Here is a 24,049-nt window from a genome sequence, read left to right as displayed (position 1 = left end):
GGCGGCCGCAGCGGCGCCCGCCCGCCCGTGGCGGGTGCGTCAGTCGGCGTCGAGCGCACGCACGGCCTCGGCGACGTCGGCGGCGGCCTGCGCGTTGCGCACGCCGGCCTCGGTCGCGGCGAACGGCACGACGACGTAGCGCTGCTCGCGCACGGCGTCGAGCTGCGACGTCGCCGGGTTCGCGGCGAGCGCGGCCTTCTTGCTCTCGGCGGTGTTCCAGGCGGCGTCGACCAGCACGATCACGTCGGGGTCGGCGGCCACGACCTGCTCCCAGCCGACCGACGTCCACGTGTCGTGCACGTCGGCGAACACGTTGGTGAGCCCCGCGGCGGCCATGATCATCTGCGGCGCGCCGATCCCGGCGCCGACGTACGGGGTGTCGCCGCCCGACGACCACCACACGGCGGTCGTGCCGTCGACCGGCTCGATCGCGTCGAGCACGCCCTGCTGCTCGGCGACCACGGCGTCGGCCGCGTCGGGCACGCCCAGCACCGCGCCGACCTCGCGGACCTCGCCGAACACGTCGTCGAACGTCAACGGGTCCGGCTGGTAGCCGGGTTCCTTGCAGGCCGCGGGGGACACGTACGTGGCGATGCCGAGCGCCGCGAGCGACGCGCGGTCGCCCGCGCCGTCGGCCGTGAGGTTCGACTCCCACCCGGCGTACACGAGGTCGGGCTCCGACCCGAGCAGCGCCTCGGGGCCCGGGACCTTGTCGGACAGGACGGGGACGTCGGCCACGTCGGCCGCCCAGCGCTCGGGCACCGGGCCGTCGGCGAACGCCGTGCCGACCAGACGGTCGGCGGCGCCGAGCGCGAGCACCATCTCGGTGGTGGACGACTTGATGGTCACGACGCGTCGCGGCGGCGCGTCGAACGTGACCTCGGTGCCGCAGTTGTCGACCGTCACGGGCCGGTAGGCGCCCGACGACGCCGTCGACGCGGCCGCGCCGTCGGTCGAGGGGGACGCGGCCGGCGCCCCCGACGCGCACCCGGCCAGCGCGAGCGCGGCCAGCGCGGCGAGCGGGACCAGCCGCGTGCGGGCGCGGACGGACGACGGACGGTGGACGGCGCGGGGCATGGGGTCTCTCTCCGGCGGGGGCTGCTGCCGCGCACGTCGTCGGACGCGGACGTCGGGGGTGGGGCGCACGTCGCGCCGCGGAGGACCGTCCCAGGCCAGGGCGGTGCGACCCGGCCAGAGAGGGGGCCGGGTTCCGACCCGTCACCCTAGGCGCTGCCCCCGGGTGCCGGGCAAGCCGGGCCGGCGTGGCGTGCGTCGCGCCGTCTCACGCGCGGACCGCGGCGGCCAGCGCGGCCGCGACGCGCTCCGTGTCGGCGTCCGGCAGCACGCCCGTGGTCACGCGCACGAACCCGCCGCGCGGCGGCGGCTCCGCGAGGAACGCCCGCCCGCGCGCGACCCGCACCCCGGCGGCCTCGAGCCGTGCCAGGGCCGCGTCCTCGTCGCGCACGCGCAGCCACGCGTGCAGGCCGTCGCCCGGCGGGACGGCCACGCCGTGCCGGGCGAGCGCCGTCGCGAGGGCGTCGCGCCGCGCGCGGTACGCGTCACGGGCGTGCGCGACCGCCGCGACCGCGCGCGCGTCGGCCAGCAGGTCGGCCAGCACGCGCTGCAGCAGACGGCTCGTCCACCCGGGCCCGAGCAGCCGCCGCGCGACGAGCGCGTCGAGCACGGCCGCGGGCCCGCCGACCGCCGCGATGCGCAGGTCCGGCCCGTGCGACGCCGAGTACGACCGCACGTGCACGACGCGACCGGGCAGCAGCGCCCCGAGGCTCGTGGCGGGCGACGACGCGACGTCGCCCGCGTGGTCGTCCTCGACGACCCACGGCGGGGCTGCCGCGCGGCGCAGCACGGCGGCCAGCGACCGCAGCCGTGCGGGCGTGGTGCTGACGCCCGTCGGGTTGTGGGCGCGGGGCTGCAGCAGCACCGCCCGCGCACCGACGCGCAGCGCGTGCGCCAGGGCCTCCGGGCGCGGGCCGTGCGCGTCGAGCGGCACCGCGACGCGCTCGAGCCCCAGGTGGTCGAGGAGGTCGAGGAGCGGCGGCGCGCCGGGGTCCTCGACGGCGACCCGGTCGCCGAACCCGACGACCTGCTCGAGCACGCGGCCCAGCGCGTCGACCGCGCCGTCGACGACCGTGAGCCGCTGCGCGGCGAACGGCCACGACGCGCGCAGCAGACGCTCGAGCTCGGGCACCACCGGGTCGTCGAGGTAGTCGGGCGGTCGCGCGGCGCGCGTGCGTGCTGCGACGCGCGCGAGCGCGGGCCGCAGGTCGGGCAGCAGCGCGGCGTCCGGTCCGCCGCCGCTGAGGTCCAGGCACGCGGCGGGCACCCGCGCGAGCTCGCGGTACCGGCGGGGCAGCCGGCTCGCGGGGCCGGGCAGCACGGACGTCCCGGCGCGCCCGCGCGACAGCACCAGCCCCGCGGTCGCGAGGGCCTGCCACGCCGCACCGACGGTCGCCGGGCTCACGCCGAGCGCCGCGGCCAGCTCGCGCACGGTCGGCAGCCGGTCGCCGGGCAGCAGGTCACCCGCGTGCACGAGGCGCGCGATCGTCGCGGCGATGCCCCGGGGGGACCGGTCGGTGACGCGGTCCGCCAGCTCCTGCGGTGACATGCGCGCATCGTGGCGTGCCCGTGTTGCGGTGGCGTGTCCGGTCGATGTGCGGCGTTCGCGGACGTGCGTCCGGGGCGACGACGGTGCGTGGGCGTGCCCACCGCCGCCGCCCCGGGACGGTGCGTCAGCGCGTCACGCGGCGGCGCACGTGACGGTCGCGCCCGCGCCGTCGCCCGTGCCCTGGAAGCCGAACGTCGTGCTGCCGCCGGCCGCGACGCGGCCGTTCCAGTCGGCGTTCGTCACGCTCAGCGGTGCGCCGCCCGTCGACCGGCCGTTCCACACCTGCGTCGCGGTGGCGCCCGACGGCAGGGTCACGGTCACGCGCCACCCCGTCAGCGGTGCCGCCCCCGCGGTCACGGTGACGTCGGCGACGAAGCCACCGGGCCAGCTGTTCGCGAGCCGGTACGTCGCGGTGCAGGCGCCCGCGGGCGCGGTCGGCGACGGGGTCGCGGTGGGGGTCGGCGTCGGCGTCACCGTCGGGGTCGGGGTGACGGTGGGCGTGGGCGTGGGCGTGGGCGTGGGCGTGGCGGTGGGCGTCGGGGTGGGTGTCGGCTGCGGTCCCGCGTCGGCCCACGCGTCCTGCAGGAACGCGGCGATCGTGTCCCAGCTCGGGTTCGGCGAGCCCTGCGTCACGGTCTCCTGGCAGCCGCGCACGGTGCGCACGGTCTGCTGGCCGTACCGCGCGGCGCTCGTGACGTCGGGGTGGCTGTGCCCGGCACCCGGGACCGAGAAGAACCGGGTGTCGACGCACGCCGCCTTGAGCGCCGCGTAGAGGATCTCGGTCTGCGCGTGCGGCACGACGGTGTCGGCGCGCCCGTGCAGCAGGAGCATCGGCGGGTCGTTCGCGTCGACGTACGTCAGCGGGTTGGCCTGCCGGGCCTTGTCGGGGCACGACGGGATCGCGCAGCCCAGCAGCTGCGCCTCGGGTGCGGACGGGCTGTCGTGGTCGATCCAGCCGTTCGGGTCCTGCTCCTTGAGCCGCAGGAAGTCGGTCGGGCCGAAGAAGTCGACGCCCGCCTGCACGTCGCTCGACACCCCGGTCGTGCCCACCTGCCCCTCGAGCGCGGCGACGCCGTTGGTGAGCGCGGCCATGCTCGCGACCCACCCGCCCGACGAGTCGCCCATCGTCGCGAACCGCGCGGGGTCGATCCGGTACTGCGCGGCGTTCGCGCGCAGCCAGCGGATCGCCGCCTTGACGTCGTGCACCTGGGCGGGGAACTTCGCCTGCGAGCTCGACCGCACGCTCACGCCGGCGACCGCGATGCCGCGTGCGTTGAGCTGCTGCGCGACCGCGGCGGCGCCGGCCTTGCCGTCGTCCGACGTCCACGCGGAGCCGGTCGACCACACGACGAGCGGTGCCGGGCCGGGGCCGTCGGGCAGGTACAGGTCGAGCAGGTGGCCCCGGCTGCCCGCCGGGTCCGCGGGCGCGTAGGCGATGTTGGTGACGGTCTGGGCGGCGTGCGCCGGGGTCCCCACCCCGACGAGCGCCCCGGTGGCGGCGAGCACGCCGGCGACGGTGCCGGCGATCCACGAGCCGCGGGTCCTGGTCATGCGACCTCCTCGTCCTCGACACGGTCGTCGAGCCCTCACCGTGCGCCCGGCCCGCGCACAGCGGCCACCACCGAAACGGTTCGGTTCCGACGTCGAAACTGTCGGGTCCCCACGGGTGCGGGTGCGAAGGTCGCCGCGTCGACCCCCTCCGACCCGCTCGCCCGTCCGCTGGACCGCTGCCGTCCTCGGCCCACGAGGAGGGCATGCTGAGCAGTGCGCCCGACCGCCTCACCCCAGGAGCCCCGCATGACCGCGTCCACCGACCGTCCCCGCCGCGCGCTCGTCACGGGTGCGTCGTCCGGCATCGGCGCCGCCACGGTGCGCCGGCTGCGCGCCGACGGCTGGGACGTCGTCGCGACCGCGCGCCGCGCCGACCGGCTCGCGGCGCTCGCGCGCGAGACCGGCGCGGACACGGTCGTGGCCGACCTCACGCGGGACGCCGACGTGGCCGCGCTCGTCGCCCACGTGCGGGACACCGGCGGGCTCGACGCGGTCGTCAACAACGCGGGCGGCGCGCTCGGGCAGGACACGGTCGAGCACGGCGATATCGAGCAGTGGCGCTCGATGTACGAGCTCAACGTGCTGGGCACGCTGCGCGTCGTGCAGGGCGTGCTGCCGCTGCTGCGCGAGCGCGGCGCGGGCGACGTCGTCGTCGTCACGTCGACCGCCGCGCACGGCGCCTACCCGGGCGGCGCCGGGTACACGGGCGCCAAGCACGCCGAGCGCATGCTCGCCACCACGCTGCGGTGGGAGCTGGTCGGCGAGCCGATCCGCGTCGTCGAGATCGCCCCGGGCGCGGTCGCGACCGAGGAGTTCTCGCTCGTGCGGTTCGGCGGCGACGCCGAGCGCGCCGCGCAGGTCTACGAGGGCTACCAGCCGCTCGTCGCCGACGACGTCGCGGACACGATCGCGTGGAGCCTGTCGCGCCCGCCGCACGTCAACGTCGACCTGCTGGTCGTGCGCCCGCGCGCGCAGGCCAACAACACGACGATCGCCCGCACGGGGGTGTGACCACTCGGCCGCACAGCGGGCTGGACAAAACAGTCTCGCGACTTCAAATCAAGACCGCTTCCGCCGGTAAGCGTACCCTCGTCCAGCTGTTCCAGGGACGTGTTCGATCTCATTAGCGGCGATGAGGTCTTCGAAGATTTTCTGCATACGGCTCTCTGACAGAACGCCTGTCAGCTTCCTGGCCTGCTGGTTTCGAATCGACTCGTTCGAGTTGAGATGGTCGACGACCTGCTGGGCAGGAGAAGCAAGGCTCTCGTGCCGAATAACCACAAGCACTGAGTGTTCGCGCTCCAAGATTTCCGGCTGCTTGAGGTTCAACTTCCGCATGAACTCAAAAGCCGTGTCAAGACCTTCGCCCACATCTTTGTTTGGAGGATCGGGGAAGCGGTTCAGATGGCGAACGACGAATGGATTTCGACTCAGTCGTTCAGAGAGGATATTCGCGGGTGTAATGTGACCCGGAAGGCGCCCGGGACTCTCGACTTCCACGCGGTTCTCGTAGATTCTCACATGAACGTCGTCGGTCACGCTGTAGTCTCGATGTAGAACTGCGTTTGTGATGATTTCATGCAGAGTTTCCGCGGGATACGCCACAGTCCTCAGCCCGTCATCTGACAAAAATGCGGCCTCAGATATGAGGCGGACAGTCTTCTCGACGGCCGAGTAGACTTGCGCGTAAAGGTGCCCTTCGACTGTAATTGGATCCTGAACCAGACGGTCGCGGCTCATCTCCTCGCTGCTGTAACGGTAGATCTTGATGCCACAACGTTTGGGGAGCGCCGCCTGCGGTTGTTCGGCGAAGAGCAGCACTGCGGCCACGGTCGGTCGCTGACCGTGAATCAGATACTGACCGCGGAGGTAGACCTCCGGCTCCGCTGTAGGCACTGCCGAGACGAGATACTCAAGGATTGGTAGCGAATTTGTGACCTCTGACAGGGCGACGGCTACCGTCTCCTCTTCGAACGACTCGAGCCCTTTCTGTCGTCGAAGGGCAAGAATTGACTCCTCTGACGATACGGGCAGGTTCTGGGCGCCGACCCGCTTATAGACTCTAGACTCGCTATCGCTTCGAACAAATCGAGATTTCCTTGCATTGACATGCAAGACGAGGCCATCGAGACCGGGCGTGCGAAGGAACTCGCCCGTGAGATCCTCGCCGAACGGGCTCACTGCCTCGAACGCTTGGATATGGCCGTTTGCATCTTCTGGATCGGCAAAGCCGCTCCAGGTAAACTTCCCAGACTCCTCCGCAATCCCGACGTATAAGTCGCCACCGTCAGAGTTGCAGAATGCGGCAAGGGATCGCGTTAGTTTCCCGGGCGAGATTCTCTTGTCCTTGAAGTCGAGAAAATGACCCTCTTGCTTGAGTGTTAGCGCCGCCACGTCCTCGCTGGGAACGTCAATGATCTCTAGCATTCGCAACTCCCGCCGTCTCGTGGTCGGAGCCTAACGATCCTGGCATCGAAGCGTGGCTGGTTCGAGGGTGAAGCGTTGCCCGGATCCCTCGCAGCCGTGCGAGCGAGGGGAGGGGGTTCTAGGGTCGTGTCGTGCCACCCCGCGAGACCTCCACGACGCGCGCCCTGCTGCGCCTCGTGCGGTGGGCGCGGCCCGCGCTGCCGCGGGTCGTCGCGGGTGGCAGCGCGACCCTCGTCGCGAGCCTGCTCGCGCTCGCGGTGCCGCAGGTGCTGCGCGGGGTCGTCAACGGTCCGCTGCTGACCGACGGGTCCCGCACCGCCGTCGTGCACGCCGCGCTGCTCGTGCTCGCGCTCGGCGTGCTCGAGGCGTTCCTCGTGTGGTGCCGGCGCGCGCTCATCGCGACGCCCGGCACGAGCGTCGAGCGCACCATGCGCACCGACCTGTTCCGGCACCTGCTCGACCTGCCCGTCGCGTTCCACGACCGGTGGGCCGGCGGGCAGCTGCTGCAGCGGTCGATGGGGGACCTGCACCTCGTGCGCCGGTGGATGGTCTTCGGGCTCGTGCAGCTCGTGGTCTCGGCCACCACGGTCGTGGTGGGGGCCGCGCTGCTGCTCGTCACGACCCCGCTGCTCGGGCTGGTGTACCTCGCGGGCGCGGTGCCGGTGATCTGGCTCGGGTTCCGGTTCCGGCAGGACTACAAGGTCGTCGCGCGGCGCGCGCGCGACCAGGCGGGCGACCTCGCGACGAGCGTCGAGGAGTCGGTGCACGGCATCCGCGTGCTCAAGGCATTCGGCCGCGGCGACGACGCGCTCGACGACTTCGTGCGGCAGGCCGACGAGCTGCGCGGCACCGAGCTCGACAAGGCGCGCGCGCAGTCGCGCATGTCGTTCGCGCTCGCGTGGATCCCCGAGACGACGCTCGCGGTCGCGCTGGGGCTCGGCGTGTGGCTCGCGGCGTCCGACCGCGTGAGCATCGGCGCGCTCGTCGCGTTCTTCGCGACCGCAGCGGTCATGACCAGGCCCGTCGAGAGCCTCGGTCAGCTGCTCGCGATGACGCTCGACGCGCGCGCCGGCACCGACCGCTACCTCGACGTCATGGACACCGTGCCCGCGCTCGCCGACCCCGCGGCCCCCGCCGCGCTGCCGCCCGCACCCGCGCACGGCTCGCGCGTCGAGCTGCGCGACGTGCGGTTCGCGCACGGCGACCGCGCGGTGCTCGACGGCGTCGACCTCGTGCTCGAGCCGGGCACGACGACCGCGCTGGTGGGCCTGACGGGCAGCGGCAAGACGACGCTCCTGCAGCTCGTGCCGCGCCTGTACGACGTCACCGGCGGTGCGGTGCTGCTCGACGGCGTCGACGTGCGCGACGTGAGCCGTCACGACCTGCGCGGCGCCGTGGCCGTCGCGTTCGAGGACCCGATCCTGTTCTCGGCGTCGGTGCGCGAGAACGTCCTCATGGGCGTGTCGGTCGAGCGGCTCGCGACGATGCCCGACGCCGAGGCGGACGAGCTCGTGCGGGTCGCGCTCGACGTCGCGCGCGCGGGGTTCGTGCACCGCCTGCCGCGGGGCGTCGACACCGTGATCGGCGAGGAGGGCATGAGCCTGTCCGGCGGGCAGCGGCAGCGCGTCGCGCTCGCGCGCGCCATCGTGGGCCGCCCGCGCGTGCTCGTGCTCGACGACCCGCTGTCCGCGCTCGACGTGGCCACCGAGGCCGACGTCACCGACGGGCTGCGCCGCGTGCTCGCGGGCACCACGACGCTCGTCGTCGCGCACCGCACGTCCACTGTCGCGCTGGCCGACCGGGTCGCGGTGCTCGAGGACGGGCGCGTGACCGGCGTCGGCCGGCACGCCGACCTGCTCGCGACGCACCCGCACTACCGGTACGTGCTGACGGCGCAGGACGACGCCGCGGCGGCGCGCGGCGGCTCGTCCGGTGACGACGCCGGAGGGGACGGACCCGGGTTCGGCGGGGCCACGGGCACCGACCGGGTGACCGCGGGCGAGGTGCCGCGATGACCACGACCGCACCGCGACCGCCCGAGGTCGACGACCACGACGCGGGGCTCACGCCCGCGCAGGTCCGTGCGCGCTCGCTCGGCCTGCTGGCCTCGCTGCTGCGCCCGGTCGCGCGGCGCGCGTGGCTCACGGCCCTCGTCGTCGTGGTCGCGCAGCTCGCGCTGGTCGCCGGGCCCGCGCTCGTCGCGGTCGGCATCGACCGGGGCCTGCCGGCGCTGCGCGGCGGCGATGCGGGCCCGCTGCTGCTCGTCGCGGGCGGGTACGCGCTCACCGCGCTCGTCGCGGGCGTGTTCACCGCCGCGACCGTGCGCATGGCCGCCACCGTGAGCCAGGCCGTGCTGCTCGATCTGCGGCGGCGCGTGTTCAGGCACACGCAGCGCCTCAGCCTGGAGTTCCACGAGCGGTACACGTCGGGCCGGATCATCTCGCGGCAGACGTCCGACCTCGACGCGCTGCGCGAGCTGCTCGACGGCGGCGTCACGACGCTCGCGGCGAGCGGGCTCGCCATGGTCTTCACCGCGACCGGGCTCGTGCTGCTCGACTGGCGCAGCGGCCTCGTGCTGCTCGTCGCGGTCGTGCCCGGCGTCGTGCTGACCCGCTGGTTCCAGGTGCGCTCGCAGGTGCAGTACCGGCGCAGCCGCACGGCCGTCGCGCGGGTGATCGTGCGGTTCGTCGAGACCATGACGGGCATCCGCGCGGTGCAGGCGTTCCGCCGCGAGCGGCAGGTCGCGCAGGTCTACGAGGCGGAGGCCGAGGAGTACCGGGCCGCGAACGCCGAGGCGATCCGCGTCAACGGCGTGTTCGACACCGGCCTCGTGCTCATCGGCAACGTGACGGTCGCGGCGGTGCTGCTGGTCGGCGGGCTGCGCGTGCTCGACGGTGCGCTCGACGTCGGCGTGCTCGTGGCGGCCGTGCTGTACGCGCGCCGGTTCTTCGCGCCGCTCGCGCAGATCGGCATGTTCTACAACTCGTTCCAGTCGGCGACGGCGGCGCTCGAGAAGCTGTCGGGCCTGCTGGCGCAGGAGCCGACCGTGCCAGACCCGGCACGCCCCGTGCGGCTGCGCGAGCCTGCGGGCGACGTGCGGTTCGCGGGCGTCGAGTTCGGGTACCGCGACGGACCGAGCGTGCTGCCGCGGCTCGACCTGCACGTGCCCGCGGGGCAGACGGTCGCGCTCGTGGGGGAGACGGGCGCCGGCAAGTCGACGGTCGCGAAGCTGCTCGCGCGGTTCTACGACCCGCGCGAGGGCGCCGTGCTGCTCGACGGCGTCGACCTGCGTGACGTCGACCCGCGCGACCTACGGACCGCGATGGTCATGGTCACGCAGGAGGCCTACCTGTTCTCGGGGTCGGTCGCAGCGAACATCGCGCTCGGGCGGCCCGGGGCCACGCGCGCCGAGATCGAGGCCGCGGCCCGCGCGGTGGGCGTGCACGACCTCGTCGCGTCGCTGCCCGACGGCTACGACACCGAGGTGGACACGCGCGGCGTGCGCCTGTCCGCCGGGCAGCGCCAGCTCGTGTCGTTCGCCCGCGCGTTCCTCGCCGACCCGGCGGTGCTGGTGCTCGACGAGGCGACGAGCTCGCTCGACATCCCGGGCGAGCAGCTCGTGCAGGACGGTCTGCGCACGCTGCTCACGGGCCGCACGGCCGTCGTCATCGCGCACCGGCTGTCGACGGTCATGCACGCCGACCGCGTGCTCGTGGTCGACGGCGGCCGCGTCACCGAGGACGGCAGCCCCGCGGAGCTCGTCGCGGCGGGCGACCGGTTCGCCGAGCTGCACCGGCAGTGGCAGGACTCGCTGCGCAGCGCGTGAGCACCCCGGTGCCCCGGCGCACGTGCGCCGGGGCACCGGTCCCCGTCAGAGGTGCCGCGCGGCGTACGCGTGCAGCGCGTCGCGCACGAACGCCGCACCGGCGTCGTCGTCGCCGTAGTGGCGCGCGAAGCGCGGGTCGGCCACGTACATGTCGGCCAGACCCGTGACGTACTCCCGCACGGGCGTGCCGCCGTGCCCGGGCGTGCCGGGCACCGACGCGAGCCACGCGACGTGCCGCCGCGCGAGCTCCTGCGCCTCGTCGGACCCGGGGTCGGTGCCGCGGGCCGCGGCGGCCGCCCAGTCGCGGGCCAGCGCGGCGGACCGCTCCTGCCACCCGGTGCGCTCGTCGTCGCTCATGCCGCGCCACCAGGTGTCGCCGGCCGCGTACGCCTCGGCTCCCCAGCGCTCCGTCACCTCCTCGCGGTGCTCGCCGTGGTCGAACCCGTCGAACATCTCCTCGAGCACGGGTGTGCTCCCTCCTCGTCGTGCGGACAGCGTCCGGCGCACCGACGCGGCCTGCCGGGCGAGGCGGTCCTGCTCGGCCGCGAGCCACGCGAGGTGCCGGCGCAGCGCCGTCTCCTCGTCGGTCTCGCGATCGAGCACACGGCCGATCTCGCCCAGGCCGAGCCCGAGGTCGCGCAGCAGCAGGATCCGCTGCAGGCGCACGAGCGCGTCGTCGTCGTACCAGCGGTACCCGTTGTCGCCGACCCGGCTGGGGGCCAGCAGCCCGATCGCGTCGTAGTGACGCAACGTGCGGCTGGTCGTGCCGGTCAGCCGGGCGACCTCCTGGATCGACGCCTCCACCGCTCCTCCTCGTCGTGCTCCGTCCGTGGACCTGCTCGACGGTAGGAGCTGACGCAGCGTCAAGGTCAAGCGCGGGTCCTCAGTCCTCCGGCGGGTGCTCCTTGAGCCAGCGCGAGTCGTCGTTGACGTACGCGTAGTACAGGCCGATGAGCAGCCCGCCGCCCAGGAAGTTGCCGATCAGCGCGAGGCCGACGTTGCCGGCCGCGAGCCCCAGGTCGAGGCCCTCGCGCAGCCCGACGATGGAGAACAGCACCGTGTTGGCGACCGAGTGCTCCAGGCCCAGGAACGCGAAGATGAAGACCGCGACGATCATGACGAGCGACTTGGTGAGGTCCTCCTTGATGAGCCCGTTGTAGACGAGCAGCATCGCGAGGTTGATGCAGAAGTTGCACAGCACGGCCCGCACCAGCAGGTCCACCCAGCCGGTCGGCCCGTCGGCGACGTACGCGAGCTTGTGCTCGACCGCGCCGACCATCTGGTCGAGCACGGCGCCCTCGGCGAGCGTCGAGAACCGCACGAACACCGCGACGAGCAGGCCACCGACGAGGTTGCCGAGGTAGCACAGCCCCAGCAGCCGCGCGGCGCGGGCCCACGACGTGCGCCGGTGGTAGGCGCCGATCGTGACGATCATCATGTTCGAGGTCAGCAGCTCGGACCGCGAGTAGTAGATGAAGACGAGCGCCCAGCCGAACGTCAGCGCCCCGGCGATCCGCCCGAGCGGGTACAGCGACGTCCCGCCCAGCACGATGGCGTCGAACGCCGCGATCACGGCGTAGTGCGCGCCGTAGAGCAGCCCGATGATGATCCCGGCCATCGCGGCGCGCATGAGGTAGCGCCGCCCGAGGGCGCCGGACATCGTCGTCTTGGTCTCGAGCGCCTCGAGGACCGTGCTGATGAAGTGCTTGCCGGGGAACAGGCCGGGCAGGCCGGGGCGGGGGTCGCTCACGGTCGACAACCTCCCACATCAGGGGCGTGCGGGTGCGCCCGGCGCACCCGCCGCCCGTCGGGCCGCCCACGCCCGGACCGAGACCCGCAGCGCGCGGCGCAGCACCAGGCCGACCGCGGCCCCGCCGCCCGCGACCAGCAGCACGCGCGGGTCGGTCGGGTCGAGCTGGAACAGCCGCTGCCCGAGCGGCAGCGCGACGACGGCGGTCATCGCCCCGACCATGGCGGTCACGAGCGCGACCTTCCACGGTCGCAGCGGCCGCGCGACGTCGACGAGGATGTCGAAGGCCACCACGACGAGCGCGAGGAACGCGGCCGTCGAGGTCGGCACGGTGTGCGCCGACCCGGTGCCGATCACCGACCGTGCGACCGCGTACGCGCCGTACGCGGCCACGGCCACGGCCACGCCGCCGGGCACCGCGGCGGCGAGCACACGACCGACGAACCCGTCGCGCGCGGGCTCGCGGTTGGGCGCGAGCGCGAGCACCGCGGCCGGGATGCCGATCGTGAACCACGCGATGAGCGTGACGTGGCGCGGCAGCAGCGGGAACGGCAGCGCGGTCAGCGCGACCACCAGGGCGAGCAGCACCGAGTACACGGTCTTGGAGAGGAACAGCGTCGCGACGCGCTCGATGTTCGCGACCACGCGGCGCCCCTCGGCGACCACGAACGGCAGCGTCGCGAACGACGAGTCCAGCAGCACGAGGCGCGCGACGGCGCGCGCCGCGGGGCTGCCGCTGCCCATCGCGACGCCGACGTCGGCCTCCTTCATCGCCAGCACGTCGTTGACGCCGTCCCCGGTCATCGCGACGGTGCGACCGCGCGCGGCGAGCGCACGGACCAGCTCGCGCTTCTGGTCGGGGCGGACGCGGCCGAACACGGCGGCGCCGTCGGCGACCCGCCCGAGCTCGTCGGGGTCCGTGGGCAGCCGCCCGCCGTCGACCGTGTCGTGGGCGTGGGGGAGCCCCACCTGCTCGGCGACGGCCGCGACCGCGACGGGCGCGTCGCCCGAGATCACCTTGAGCGTGACGCCTTGCTCCTCGAAGAACCGCAGCGTCCCGGCTGCCTCGGGCCGCACCCGCTGGTCCAGCACGACGAGCGCCACCGCGGTCAGCCCGGCGGGCAGCGCCGTGCCCTCCAGCGGCGCCGTGCTGCGCGTGAGGGCCAGCACGCGGCGGCCGCGCGCGGACTCCTCGGCGGCGCGCGCGAGGGCCGGGTGGTCGGGCAGCAGGCCGTCGGGCGCACCGACCACCCACGTCGCGGCGGGGGTCTGCGCGGCGGCCCAGCGCCGCGCCGACGAGAACGGCACGCGCGCGGTCGCGTCGTCGCCCCGGACCGCGTCGGTCGCCTCGAGGATCGCGTGCATGCTCGCGTTCGGCCGGCTCTCGCCGGCGCCGATCGTCGCGAGCGCCGCCCACGCCTCGTCCTGCGTGCCGTCCAGCAGCACGAGCTCGCGGACGCGCATGCCGTCCTCGGTGAGCGTCCCGGTCTTGTCGAAGCACACCACGTCGACGCGGGCCAGGGCCTCCATCGCGGGCAGGTCCTGCACGAGGCACTGGCGCCGCCCGAGCCGGATCACGCCGACCGCCATCGCGACGCTCGTCATGAGCACCAGGCCCTCGGGCACCATCGGCACGAGCGCGGCGACCATGCCGCGCAGCGCGTCGTCGAGCGGCAGCGACGTCTGCGTGAGCTGGTTCCACACCATGAGCGCGCCGACGGGCACCAGCACCCACGTCAGGTACCGCAGGATCGTGTCGATCCCGGCGCGCAGGCCCGACGACGGCGCCGAGTAGGTCGACGCCTCGCGTGCGAGGCGCGCCGCGTAGGCGTGCTCCCCGACGCGCGTCGCGCGCAGCCGACCGGTCCCGGCCACCACGACGCTGCCGGACAGCAGCGGCGCCCCGACGGCGGGGGCGAGGGCCTCGGACTCCCCGGTGAGCAGCGACTCGTCGACCTCCAGGCCGCTCGTGCTCAGCAGGTCGCCGTCGACGGGCACCTGGTCCCCGGCGGAGACCTCGACCACGTCGTCGACCACGATCTCGGCCGGGTCGAGCGCGAGCTCGCCGTCGGCGCGGACCACCGTGACGGTCGAGGCGTTGAGGATGGCCAGCCGGTCGAGCGTCCGCTTGGCGCGGATCTCCTGCACCATGCCGACCGCGCTGTTCACGACGATGAGCAGACCGAACAGACCGTCCAGCCAGTGCCCGGTGAACGCCACGACGAGGAACAGCACGAAGTAGATCGCGTTGACGCGCGTGAACACGTTCGCGACGACGATGTCGCGCGCGCTGCGGCTCGTGACGCGCTCGACGCGGTTCACCTCGCCGCGGCTGATCCGGTCGGCTACCTCGCTGCTGGTCAGGGGCTCCACGCGGACAGGCTAGGCGCAGCGCCGCCCCGCGGCCGTACGGCCACGGGGCGGCGTGTGCGCACGTGCGGGTCCTGGGTCAGCTCGCCGCAGGTCCCCGCGCGGTGAGCGTGAACACGGTGGCGGGGCTGCCGGCGTCGGACGCGACCGCCAGTCCGCCCTCCTGGTCTGCCGCGAGGTAACCGTTGTCGTTCGAGACGTTCACCTGCTCGGGCCGGTCCAGCGCGGTGACCCGCAGCTGCTGGTGCGGGTCCGCGGGGTCGCACTCCGCGAGGCCCACGACGTCGTCACCCGGCAGGTTGAGGCACATGTCCCGGTCGTCGGTCGTCGCGCTCGACCGCACGAGCGACGTGCCGTCTGCCCCGGCGGGCTCGATCACCCACGTGTACGGCACCTCGGACGTCGACGGGTTCTCGAGCGTCGTCACGGCGCCCTCGACGGTCGTGACCACCCAGGTGGACGCGTAGGTCGCGATGTCGACCACCGTGCTGCCGTCGGTCAGGGCGGCCGGGTCGGTGCCGCCCGCGTCGTCCGACGTGGGCGTCGGGGTCGGCGCGTCGGGCGTGGGCGACGTCATGCCGTCGGGCGTCGCGGCGGGGGTCGTCGCGCCGTCGCCGGACGCGTCGTCGGTGCCGCAGGCCGCCAGTGCGAGGGCCAGACCCCCGGCGGCGAGGCTCGCCCCGACGAGGCGGGGCAGGCGGGTGCGCGGGGTCGTCCTGATCATGGGTGTCGTCCTTCCGTGGGCGGACACGATCGCGGCTCGATCGCGGGGACGGACGAGCCGTCCCTGTCGTTCTCGTGCGCTTCGAACGTATCGGTGCACGTCACGGGCGCAACTCGCGAGCGGCCGCACCGGTGGGGGGCACCGACCTCGTGCGACGCCGTGGTCGGTGAACGGCGTGCGATGCGCCACCATGGAGCCATGACGACGACCGAGGCCGCACCCGGCCAGGAGATGCCCGCCGACCGCGAGGTGCTGGGCTGGGAGCGGTTCGGGGACGCCGTGCGCGAGCTCGCGCAGGCCGTGGCGGACTCGGGGTTCGTGCCCGACGTGGTCGTGTCGGTCGCGCGCGGCGGGCTGCCGCCGGGCGGTGCGCTGGCCTACGCGCTGGGCACCAAGGCCGTCGGCACCATGAACGTCGAGTTCTACACGGGCGTCGACACGACGCTGCCCGAGCCGGCGGTGCTCCCGCCGCTGCTCGACACCGAGGCCGTGCAGGGGCTGCGCGCGCTCGTCGTCGACGACGTCGCGGACTCGGGGGAGACGCTCGCGCTGGTCAAGCGGCTGCTGAGCGAGGACTGCTCCGAGGTCCGCACCGCGGTGCTCTACCACAAGCCCCGCTCGGTGGTCGTGCCCGACTACGTGTGGCGCCAGACGGACCGCTGGATCACGTTCCCGTGGTCGGCCCTGCCGCCGGTGACGCCGACGCGCTGACCTCGGGGAGCGTCCCGGTGGCTCCGGCGAGCGCGTCGAGCACGGCTGCCGCGAGCCCGTCGACGCGCGGCACGACGCCGATCGCGCCCGCGTCCTCGAGCTCGCCCGGCTCGGCGTAGCCCCACGCGACGCCCAGGCACGGCAGCCCGTGCGCCGCTGCGCCGACCGCGTCGTGCGACCGGTCGCCGACCATGACGACCGGGCCGGTCGGCGTCAGCGCCGCGAGCGCCGCGGCGATGACGTCGGCCTTGGTCGACGGCACGTCGTCGAGCGGTGCGCCGAACACGCCGTCGACGCCGCCCTCGAGGTGCTCGGCCAGGCCGTAGCGCTGGCAGATCGGGCGCGCGAAGACCTCGGGCTTGCTGGTCGCGACGGCCAGCCGCACGCCCGCGTCCCGCAGCGCGGCGAGCTGCTCGGGCACGCCGTCGTACACGCTGTTCTGCCACATGCCCTGCTCACGGAAGTACCCGCGATACGCCTCGACCGCCTCGGGCACGCGCTCGGGCGGCACGCCGAACAGCGCGAACGACGACGGCAGCGGCGGCCCGACGAACCGGCGCAGCGCCCGGTCGTCGGGCACCGGCAGGCCCAGCGCCGCGAACGCGACGCGCGCGCTCGCGGCGATGCCGGGGTAGGAGTCGGTGAGCGTGCCGTCGAGGTCGAGCAGCGCGAGCGGTGCGCCGGTGGGCGCCGCGGCGGGTCCGGTCACGCGGCGCCGTCCGTCACGCGTGCGAGGACCGCTGCCGGCACCTGGGACGTCGACGTCAGCACCTCGACGGCACCGGCATCGCGCAGCTCGTCGCCGTCGGCGTAGCCCCAGCCCGCGCCGAGGCACGGCAGCCCGTGCTCGGCCGCGCCGTGCACGTCGTGCTCGCGGTCGCCCAGCATGACCGCGCGGAACCCGGCGTCACCGGTCGCCTCGCGCACCCACGTCAGCGCGCGGCCGATGATCTGGCCCTTGGACTCCGACTCGTCGTCCGGCGCACCCACGAGGTGGTCGAGCAGCGGCGTCAGACCCGTCTCGTCGCAGATCGGGGCGGCCCACCGCTCGGGCTTCGCGGTCGCCACGACCAGCAGGGCCCCGGCCTCGCGCAGCGCCGTCAGCGCCTGCGGGATGCCGTCGAACACGCGCGTGTCCCACACGCCGACCCGGCCGAAGTGGTCGGCGTACGCGGCGGCCGCGTCGTCGAGGAGATCGGCCGGCACGCCGTGCGTCGTGAGCGACCAGCCGAGCGGCGGCCCGGCGAACGACCGCATGACGGCCTCGCTCGGCACGGGCAGCCCGACGCGCTCGTACGCCGCGCGCACCGACGCGACGATCCCGGACGCCGAGTCCATGAGGGTGCCGTCGAGGTCGAGGAGGGCCACGGGCCGGGGGGAGGTCATGGGACCGATCGTGCCCCACGCGCGCGGGGGGACCGAATCGGTGACGACGTCCGCGACGGGCGTCGATACACTGGGGCGCACAGGCGTCGACCCGGCCATCACCGGCGAGCCTCCGGAAGAACGGGACCCGCCCGGCGGGCGGGTCCTCAGTAGAACCGGACGGGGCAGGCCCGTCACAGCCGTCGTCAGAGTGGTCGGGGCGCGTCCTCGGCAAGCGAGGTGGTACCGCGGTGGTGCCCGGCCGGTCCGGGCGTCGTCGTCCTCGTGGCCGTGCCGCACCTGCCCAGGTGCGCGAGACCAGGAGCACCGACCGTGGCGTACCCGCTGCACCGCACGTCCGACGGCACCGCCGCCAGCGTCCCGCCGAGCCCCGACCTGCCCGCGCTCGAGGGCGACGTGCTGGCGTACTGGCAGGCCGACGGCACGTTCCGCGCGTCGATCGACCAGCGCCCGGCCGGCGAGCAGGGCGACAACGAGTACGTCTTCTACGACGGCCCGCCGTTCGCCAACGGCCTGCCGCACTACGGGCACCTGCTCACGGGGTACGCCAAGGACGTCGTGCCGCGCTACCAGACCATGCGCGGGCGCCGCGTCGAGCGCCGGTTCGGCTGGGACACGCACGGCCTGCCGGCCGAGCTCGAGGCCGAGCGCGTGCTCGGCATCACCGACAAGTCCCAGATCGACGAGATGGGCATCGCCGCGTTCAACGACGCGTGCCGCACGTCGGTGCTCACCTACACGCAGGAGTGGCAGGACTACGTCACCCGCCAGGCGCGCTGGGTGGACTTCGAGCACGACTACAAGACGCTCGACCCGAGCTTCATGGAGTCGGTCATCTGGGCGTTCAAGCAGCTGTACGACAAGGGCCTGGCCTACGAGGGCTACCGGGTGCTGCCGTACTGCTGGCGCGACGAGACGCCGCTGAGCAACCACGAGCTGCGCATGGACGAGGACGTGTACGCCTCGCGCCAGGACCCCGCGCTCACGGTCGGGTTCCGGCTCGGGACCGGCGAGCTCGTGCTGGTCTGGACGACGACCCCGTGGACGCTGCCGTCCAACCTCGCGGTCGCCGTCGGCCCCGACGTCGAGTACGTCGTCGTCGAGCCGCAGCCCGGGTCGCCGTTCGCCGACGCGCACCCGGGGGAGCGGGTCGTGCTCGCCGCCGCACGCCTCGGCGCGTACTCCCGCGAGCTCGGTGACGAGCCGACGGTGGTCGCGACGCTCACCGGCGCCGACCTCGTCGGCCGCCGCTACACGCCGCCGTTCGACTACTTCGCGGGCCACGAGAACGCGCACCGGGTGCTCGCGGCGGACTTCGTCACGACCGAGGACGGCACGGGCGTCGTGCACCTCGCGCCCGCGTTCGGCGAGGACGACATGGCCACGTGCGACGCCGCGGGCATCACGCCCGTCGTGCCCGTCGACTCCAAGGGCCGCTTCACCGCGCAGGTCGCCGACTACGCCGGCGTGCAGGTGTTCGAGGCGAACAAGCAGGTCATCGCCGACCTCAAGGCCGGCACGGGCCCGCTCGCGCGCGTCGACGCGGCGCACCGGGCCGCGGTGCTGCGGCACGAGACGTACGAGCACTCCTACCCGCACTGCTGGCGGTGCCGGAACCCGCTGATCTACAAGGCCGTGTCGTCGTGGTTCGTGCGCGTCACCGCGTTCAAGGACCGCATGGTCGAGCTCAACCAGGGCATCGAGTGGATCCCCGGGCACATCAAGGACGGCCAGTTCGGCAAGTGGCTCGCCAACGCGCGCGACTGGTCGATCAGCCGCAACCGCTACTGGGGCACGCCCATCCCCGTGTGGGTGAGCGACGACCCCGCGTACCCGCGGGTCGACGTGTACGGCTCGTTCGCCGAGCTCGAGGCCGACTTCGGCCGCCTGCCGCGCAACGACCGCGGCGAGCCCGACCTGCACCGCCCGTTCATCGACGACCTGACGCGCCCCAACCCGGACGACCCGACCGGGCGCTCGACCATGCGTCGCATCCCCGACGTGCTCGACGTGTGGTTCGACTCGGGGTCCATGCCGTTCGCGCAGGTGCACTACCCGTTCGAGAACCGCGACTGGTTCGAGCACCACTACCCGGGCGACTTCATCGTCGAGTACATCGGCCAGACGCGCGGCTGGTTCTACACGCTGCACGTGCTGGCCACCGCGATCTTCGACCGCGCCGCGTTCCGCAACGTCATGTGCCACGGGATCGTGCTGGGCGACGACGGCCGCAAGGCCAGCAAGTCGCTGCGCAACTTCCCCGACCCGGTGCTCATGTGGGACAAGTACGGGTCCGACGCGGTGCGCTGGTCGCTCATGTCGTCGACGATCCTGCGCGGCGGCAACCTCGTGGTCACCGAGGAGGGCATCCGCGACGGCGTGCGCCAGGTGCTGCTGCCGCTGTGGAGCACCTACTACTTCTTCACGCTGTACGCCGGTGCCGCCGACGGCGGGCGGGGGTACGCCGCACGGCGCGTCACGGCAGAGCGGGCCGCGAGCCTGCCGCCCATGGACCGCTACCTGCTCGCGCGCACGGCCGACCTGAGCGCGACGCTCACGGCCCAGCTCGACGCGTACGACATCCCCGCCGCGTGCGAGTCGGTGCGCGAGCACCTCGACGTGCTGACCAACTGGTACGTGCGCACGCAGCGCGACCGGTTCTGGTCGGAGGACGCCGACGCGTTCGACACGCTGTGGACCGCGCTCGAGGAGCTCACGCGCGTCATGGCGCCGCTCGCGCCGCTCGTCACGGAGGAGGTGTGGCGCGGCCTGACCGGTGGGCGCAGCGTGCACCTCACCGACTGGCCGACGGCCGACGAGGCGCTCGTGCACGACGACGCGCTCGTGGCGGCGATGGACGAGGTGCGGGCCGTGGTGTCCGCCGCGCTCGGGCTGCGCAAGGCGCACCAGGTGCGCGTGCGGCAGCCGCTGCGTCGCCTCACCGTGGCCGTCGCCGACCCGGCCGCGCTCGCGCCGTACACCGAACTGCTCGCGGCCGAGCTCAACGTCAAGCACGTCGACGTCGTCGCGGCCGACGCCGAGACGACCGAGCGCTTCGGCATCGTGCAGCGGCTCGCGGTCAACGCGCGCGCCGCCGGCCCGCGCCTGGGCCGGTCCGTGCAGCACGTCATCAAGGCGGCCCGCACCGGCGCCTGGCGCGTCGACGGCGAGACGGTCGTGGTGACGACCGACGACGGCGACGTCGCGCTCGAGCCCGCCGAGTACGAGCTGACGACGGTCGTCGGCGAGGGCGGCGGGGGTGACGTCGCGGCGGCCGTGCTGCCCGGCGGCGTCGTCGTGGTGCTCGACCTCGCGCTCGACGCCGCGCTGCTGGCCGAGGGCTACGCGCGCGACGTCGTCCGGGCGGTGCAGGACGCGCGCAAGGCCGCCGGCCTGCACGTCGCCGACCGCATCGACCTCGTGCTCGGCGTGCCCGCCGACCACGTGGCGGACGTCGAGGCGCACCGCGCGTTCGTCGCCGCCGAGACCCTCGCGGCGTCGCTGACGCTCGAGCCGACCGACGCGGCCGACGTGGCCGTGCACCTGACGAAGGCGGACGCATGAGCGGCGGGGCCGACCACCTGAAGGACGAGGCCGCCCGGGCGGCGCGCGCCGCGGCGGACGAGGTGTACCGCGCGATCCTCGCGCGCGCGCCCGAGCACGACATCGACCCGTCGCTCGACCGCGTGCGGGACGTGCTCGAGCTGCTGGGCGACCCGCAGCGCGCGTTCCGCACCGTGCACCTCACGGGCACGAACGGCAAGACGTCGACCGCGCGCATGGTCGAGCGGCTGCTGCGCGAGCACGGCCTGCGCACCGGACGCTTCACGAGCCCGCACCTGACGCGCGTCAACGAGCGCATCAGCATCGACGGCGAGCCGATCAGCGACGAGCGCTTCGTCGAGGTCTGGCAGGACGTCGCGCCGTACGTGCACATGGTCGACGCGCGCGCGGCCGTGAACGGCGGTCACCGGCTGTCGTTCTTCGAGGTGTTCACGGTCATGGCGTACGCGGCGTTCGCCGACGCGCCCGTGGACGTCGCGGTCGTCGAGGTCGGCATGGGCGGCCGGTGGGACGCCACGAACCTCGTCGACGCCGAGGTCGCCGTCATCACGCCGGTCGCGATGGACCACGAGCGGTACCTCGGCGAGACGCTCGTCGAGATCGCCGCCGAGAAGTCCGGCATCGTCAAGGACGGTGCGACGCTCGTCCTCGCGCACCAGACCGACGACGTCGAGGGCGTGGTCCTCGCCGTCGCGGCCGAGCGCGGTGCGCGGGTCGTGCGCGAGGACGTCGACGTCGCGGTCGTCGAGCGGCAGGTGGCTGTCGGCGGGCAGGTCGTCGCGCTGCGCGGGCTCGGCGGCGTGTACACCGAGGTGTTCCTGCCGCTGTACGGCGAGCACCAGGCGCACAACGCGCTGCTCGCGCTCGTCGCGACCGAGGCGCTGCTCACGGGCGGTGCGGCGCTCGACGGCTCCGTCGTCGAGGCCGCGTTCGCGGACGTGTCGTCGCCCGGGCGGCTCGAGGTCGTGCGCTCGAGCCCGACCGTCCTGGTCGACGGTGCGCACAACCCCGCCGGGGCCGAGGCGCTCGCGGACGCGGTCGAGGAGGCGTTCGCGTTCACGCGGCTCGTCGGCGTCGTGGGCGTCATGGCGGACAAGGACCCCGAGGGCATCCTCGCGGCGCTCGAGCCGCTGCTCGCCGAGGTCGTCGTCACGCAGGCGTCGGGCGCCCGCGCGCTGGACGCCGACGACCTCGCGGAGGTCGCGATCGACGTGTTCGGCGAGGACCGCGTGCACGTCGCCGCGCGGCTGCCCGACGCGATCGACGTCGCCGTGCAGCGCGCCGAGGGCGAGGAGGAGCGCGGCGCGGGTGTGCTCGTGACCGGCTCGATCCTGCTGGTGGCCGAGGCGCGGGTGCTGCTCGGCCGTGCCTGACGCCGCGCCGCCCGCCGCGGCACCGACCGTGCCCGGTGACGCGCGCGGGCGCGCGACGACGCGGCGCGCGCTGCTCGACGCCGCGTACGGGCAGTTCCTCGAGACCGGCTACCTGCGCACGACGATCGGCGCCGTGACCGCGCGGGCCGGGTACACGCGCGGTGCGTTCTACTCGAGCTTCCGCTCGAAGGAGGAGCTGGTCGGCGCGCTGTACCGCAGCGCGAACGCGCACCAGGTCGCGCGCCTGCGCCACGCGGTGCTCGGCGAGGTCGAGCGCACGCGCGGCGGGGTGCCGGCGGCGGACGTCGTGCCGGCCGCGCTGCGGGGGCTCGCGGGCAGCGTCGGCGCCGAGGCCCGCTGGTTCGGCGTCGTGACCGAGCTGCGCGGCGCCGCCGTGCACGACGCGGCGGCCCGTCGCGTGCTGCTCGACGCGCAGGAGGACCTGCTCGCGGGTCTCGCGACGCTCCTCGACGACGTGCTCGCACGGACCGGCTCACGCCCGGACCTGCCGACGCGGGACGTGGTCGCGGTCGGCGTCGGGCTGTACGAGCGCGCGTTCACGGTCGACGAGCCCGACGCCGCGGAGACCGCGGCGGCCGTGCGGGCCGCGACCGAGACGTTCGCGGGCGTGCTGCGGGCCGTCACCCGCTGACATGTGCCGGGGCGTGCGTGCTTGCGGGGCCCTCAGTGGTCATCGTGAGGGTCGCGGCCGTTGCGCCGACCGCGCCTGACCAACAGCGGCGTCGATCTTGTGGTCATGGTGCGCACGTCGGGGTAGGGAAGGGGTCCTCTTCACCCGCTCTCGCACGCGGGTGCGCTGGGATCGCAGGATTGATACCTCGCTCGAGGCTCGATCTCGATGACTCGCTCCGGTGCCACGGGCTAGCAGGGGGAGCGGGGGCGAAGAAGGACGTCGACATCAGAGCGCCCCGCGCGCCAGGGCGCCAGTTGCGCGGTGCACGGCGAACCGCGCAGAACGGACACGCACGAGCGAGCCGGCAACTGTGCGCTTCAGGGCATGTATCACCGGCGTCCCTGCGCGCGCGATACCACCAGACACCCCCGCGCGAAAGACCCCTCGTCGAGCAAAGAGCGCGCAAACAGTCCGTGCGTTTGCCCAAGCCACATCCCCGTCAGGCGCTAGGTTGCCGCTGTCACAAGCACAACAACCACAGGAGCAACCCGTGCGCGCAGGTTCACCGTCGAGCTGGCGAACCCTCCTTGCTGCCGCCCTCGCGCTAGTTCTCGGCGGGTTCGGCATCGGCGTCTTGCTGCCGATCGACGTCTGGAACACCGAGCCCGTCCTGCAGCCTCAGGAGCAGATCAACGCCGACGCGGCCAGCCGCTTCCCGGCGGACGCCACCGTTCCCCAGGTGCCGCCGCCGTACATGACGAGCCTGAGTTACGTGACCATCGAGCGCACGCAGCACGAGGCGTGGTTCCAGCAGCGCAACCGCAACGTCGTCATCTGCAACGTCGGGGCTGACACCACCAACTCCGGCTGCAGGAACGACGGGGTCGAGGTTCTTCGTACCGAGCGCAGCGGTGACCGCACCGTCACGGTCGCGCTCGTGCCGCTCGACCTGCAGGTCGCCGAGAACGAGGGCTTCACCGCTGCCGAGCTCGATTTCGTCCGCGCGTACTGGCAGTCGGTGCCTCTGCAGACCGGGGACCTGCCCGCCTGGATCATCGACCTCGCGAAGGACGCCAAGCGCCCGTCCTAGAACTCCCTCGCGAACAGCGC

General features: G+C 73.9%; 18 protein-coding genes. 8 read left to right on the top strand and 10 right to left on the bottom strand.

Annotated features, from left to right (window positions below; translation table 11 throughout):
- Window positions 1–39: 39 nt before the first annotated feature.
- The 3 genes from CS2_RS09220 to CS2_RS19535 all read right to left on the bottom strand — a co-directional run bounded on the left by CS2_RS09220 (window position 40) and on the right by CS2_RS19535 (window position 4,174).
- The gene (locus tag CS2_RS09220) at window positions 40–1,077 is read right to left on the bottom strand and encodes a putative F420-0 ABC transporter substrate-binding protein (protein WP_070319754.1); all 1,038 of its coding nucleotides are present in this window, start codon (window positions 1,075–1,077) and stop codon (window positions 40–42) included.
- Between the two features lie 205 nt (window positions 1,078–1,282).
- The gene (locus CS2_RS09215) at window positions 1,283–2,623 is read right to left on the bottom strand and encodes an aminotransferase class I/II-fold pyridoxal phosphate-dependent enzyme (protein WP_070319753.1); all 1,341 of its coding nucleotides are present in this window, start codon (window positions 2,621–2,623) and stop codon (window positions 1,283–1,285) included.
- Between the two features lie 132 nt (window positions 2,624–2,755).
- Window positions 2,756–4,174, bottom strand: a complete 1,419-nt coding sequence (locus CS2_RS19535) for a cellulose binding domain-containing protein (protein ID WP_070319752.1) — start codon at window positions 4,172–4,174, stop codon at window positions 2,756–2,758.
- Between the two features lie 246 nt (window positions 4,175–4,420).
- On the opposite strand from CS2_RS19535, the gene CS2_RS09205 reads away from it, so the two are divergent.
- Window positions 4,421–5,185 (top strand): SDR family oxidoreductase, encoded by a 765-nt coding sequence (locus CS2_RS09205; RefSeq protein WP_070319751.1) that lies wholly within the window; start codon window positions 4,421–4,423, stop codon window positions 5,183–5,185.
- A 48-nt stretch (window positions 5,186–5,233) separates the two neighbouring features.
- Here CS2_RS09205 and CS2_RS18525 read toward each other — a convergent pair whose 3' ends face one another.
- Window positions 5,234–6,601: an RNA/DNA-binding domain-containing protein gene (locus CS2_RS18525; protein ID WP_082740025.1), complete on the bottom strand. Its 1,368-nt coding sequence runs from the start codon at window positions 6,599–6,601 to the stop codon at window positions 5,234–5,236.
- A gap of 131 nt (window positions 6,602–6,732) precedes the next feature.
- Here CS2_RS18525 and CS2_RS09195 point away from each other — a divergent pair, with 131 nt between their 5' ends.
- Together CS2_RS09195 and CS2_RS09190 are read left to right on the top strand one after the other, a co-directional pair.
- The gene (locus CS2_RS09195) at window positions 6,733–8,616 is read left to right on the top strand and encodes an ABC transporter ATP-binding protein (RefSeq protein WP_169798634.1); all 1,884 of its coding nucleotides are present in this window, start codon (window positions 6,733–6,735) and stop codon (window positions 8,614–8,616) included.
- On the top strand, window positions 8,613–10,427 hold the full coding sequence (locus CS2_RS09190) for an ABC transporter ATP-binding protein (protein ID WP_070319749.1): 1,815 nt from the start codon (window positions 8,613–8,615) through the stop codon (window positions 10,425–10,427). Before CS2_RS09195 ends, CS2_RS09190 begins: the two co-directional genes overlap by 4 nt.
- A 45-nt stretch (window positions 10,428–10,472) precedes the next feature.
- Here the strand turns inward: CS2_RS09190 and CS2_RS09185 are convergent, their stop codons facing one another.
- The 4 genes from CS2_RS09185 to CS2_RS09170 all read right to left on the bottom strand — a co-directional run bounded on the left by CS2_RS09185 (window position 10,473) and on the right by CS2_RS09170 (window position 15,271).
- A complete protein-coding gene (locus CS2_RS09185) occupies window positions 10,473–11,231 on the bottom strand; it encodes a MerR family transcriptional regulator (RefSeq protein WP_070319748.1) in 759 nt (252 codons plus the stop codon).
- A gap of 79 nt (window positions 11,232–11,310) precedes the next feature.
- The gene (locus CS2_RS09180; RefSeq protein WP_070319747.1) at window positions 11,311–12,177 is read right to left on the bottom strand and encodes a formate/nitrite transporter family protein; all 867 of its coding nucleotides are present in this window, start codon (window positions 12,175–12,177) and stop codon (window positions 11,311–11,313) included.
- An 18-nt stretch (window positions 12,178–12,195) separates the two neighbouring features.
- Window positions 12,196–14,550, bottom strand: coding sequence for an HAD-IC family P-type ATPase (locus CS2_RS09175; RefSeq protein WP_070319746.1), 2,355 nt, complete (start codon window positions 14,548–14,550; stop codon window positions 12,196–12,198).
- A gap of 76 nt (window positions 14,551–14,626) precedes the next feature.
- On the bottom strand, window positions 14,627–15,271 hold the full coding sequence (locus tag CS2_RS09170) for a hypothetical protein (RefSeq protein WP_070319745.1): 645 nt from the start codon (window positions 15,269–15,271) through the stop codon (window positions 14,627–14,629).
- A 198-nt stretch (window positions 15,272–15,469) separates the two neighbouring features.
- Between CS2_RS09170 and CS2_RS09165 the strand changes: the two genes are divergently transcribed.
- Window positions 15,470–15,982: a phosphoribosyltransferase gene (locus CS2_RS09165; protein WP_070319744.1), complete on the top strand. Its 513-nt coding sequence runs from the start codon at window positions 15,470–15,472 to the stop codon at window positions 15,980–15,982.
- Here the strand turns inward: CS2_RS09165 and CS2_RS09160 are convergent.
- Together CS2_RS09160 and CS2_RS09155 are read right to left on the bottom strand one after the other, a co-directional pair.
- A complete protein-coding gene (locus CS2_RS09160; RefSeq protein WP_070319743.1) occupies window positions 15,936–16,691 on the bottom strand; it encodes an HAD hydrolase-like protein in 756 nt (251 codons plus the stop codon). The genes CS2_RS09165 and CS2_RS09160 overlap by 47 nt on opposite strands.
- On the bottom strand, window positions 16,688–17,368 hold the full coding sequence (locus CS2_RS09155) for an HAD family hydrolase (RefSeq protein ID WP_070319742.1): 681 nt from the start codon (window positions 17,366–17,368) through the stop codon (window positions 16,688–16,690). Before CS2_RS09155 ends, CS2_RS09160 begins: the two co-directional genes overlap by 4 nt.
- A 312-nt stretch (window positions 17,369–17,680) precedes the next feature.
- Here CS2_RS09155 and ileS point away from each other — a divergent pair, with 312 nt between their 5' ends.
- The 4 genes from ileS to CS2_RS09135 all read left to right on the top strand — a co-directional run bounded on the left by ileS (window position 17,681) and on the right by CS2_RS09135 (window position 24,029).
- Window positions 17,681–20,932, top strand: a complete 3,252-nt coding sequence (ileS, locus tag CS2_RS09150; protein WP_070319741.1) for an isoleucine--tRNA ligase — start codon at window positions 17,681–17,683, stop codon at window positions 20,930–20,932.
- Window positions 20,929–22,305, top strand: coding sequence for a bifunctional folylpolyglutamate synthase/dihydrofolate synthase (locus CS2_RS09145; protein ID WP_070319740.1), 1,377 nt, complete (start codon window positions 20,929–20,931; stop codon window positions 22,303–22,305). Before ileS ends, CS2_RS09145 begins: the two co-directional genes overlap by 4 nt.
- The gene (locus tag CS2_RS09140) at window positions 22,298–22,957 is read left to right on the top strand and encodes a TetR/AcrR family transcriptional regulator (protein ID WP_070319739.1); all 660 of its coding nucleotides are present in this window, start codon (window positions 22,298–22,300) and stop codon (window positions 22,955–22,957) included. Before CS2_RS09145 ends, CS2_RS09140 begins: the two co-directional genes overlap by 8 nt.
- A 532-nt stretch (window positions 22,958–23,489) precedes the next feature.
- Window positions 23,490–24,029 (top strand): hypothetical protein, encoded by a 540-nt coding sequence (locus CS2_RS09135; protein WP_070319738.1) that lies wholly within the window; start codon window positions 23,490–23,492, stop codon window positions 24,027–24,029.
- The last annotated feature ends 20 nt before the right edge of the window (window positions 24,030–24,049 follow it).

The sequence above is a fragment of the Cellulomonas iranensis NBRC 101100 = JCM 18110 genome (assembly GCF_001552375.1).
In the GTDB taxonomy this organism is placed as follows: Bacteria; Actinomycetota; Actinomycetes; order Actinomycetales; family Cellulomonadaceae; genus Cellulomonas; species Cellulomonas iranensis.
The sequence above is the reverse complement of the archived record's forward strand: the minus strand, read 5'-3'. Positions and strand labels throughout refer to the sequence as shown.

Coding starts and splice junctions, on each gene's coding strand:
- CS2_RS09165 (WP_070319744.1), top strand. CDS start 15,470: ATGACGACGACCGAGGCCGCACCCGGCCAGGAGATGCCCGCCGACCGC.
- CS2_RS19535 (WP_070319752.1), bottom strand. CDS start 4,174: ATGACCAGGACCCGCGGCTCGTGGATCGCCGGCACCGTCGCCGGCGTG.
- CS2_RS18525 (WP_082740025.1), bottom strand. CDS start 6,601: ATGCTAGAGATCATTGACGTTCCCAGCGAGGACGTGGCGGCGCTAACA.
- CS2_RS09170 (WP_070319745.1), bottom strand. CDS start 15,271: ATGATCAGGACGACCCCGCGCACCCGCCTGCCCCGCCTCGTCGGGGCG.
- CS2_RS09190 (WP_070319749.1), top strand. CDS start 8,613: ATGACCACGACCGCACCGCGACCGCCCGAGGTCGACGACCACGACGCG.
- CS2_RS09145 (WP_070319740.1), top strand. CDS start 20,929: ATGAGCGGCGGGGCCGACCACCTGAAGGACGAGGCCGCCCGGGCGGCG.
- CS2_RS09205 (WP_070319751.1), top strand. CDS start 4,421: ATGACCGCGTCCACCGACCGTCCCCGCCGCGCGCTCGTCACGGGTGCG.
- CS2_RS09155 (WP_070319742.1), bottom strand. CDS start 17,368: ATGACCTCCCCCCGGCCCGTGGCCCTCCTCGACCTCGACGGCACCCTC.
- CS2_RS09215 (WP_070319753.1), bottom strand. CDS start 2,623: ATGTCACCGCAGGAGCTGGCGGACCGCGTCACCGACCGGTCCCCCCGG.
- CS2_RS09220 (WP_070319754.1), bottom strand. CDS start 1,077: ATGCCCCGCGCCGTCCACCGTCCGTCGTCCGTCCGCGCCCGCACGCGG.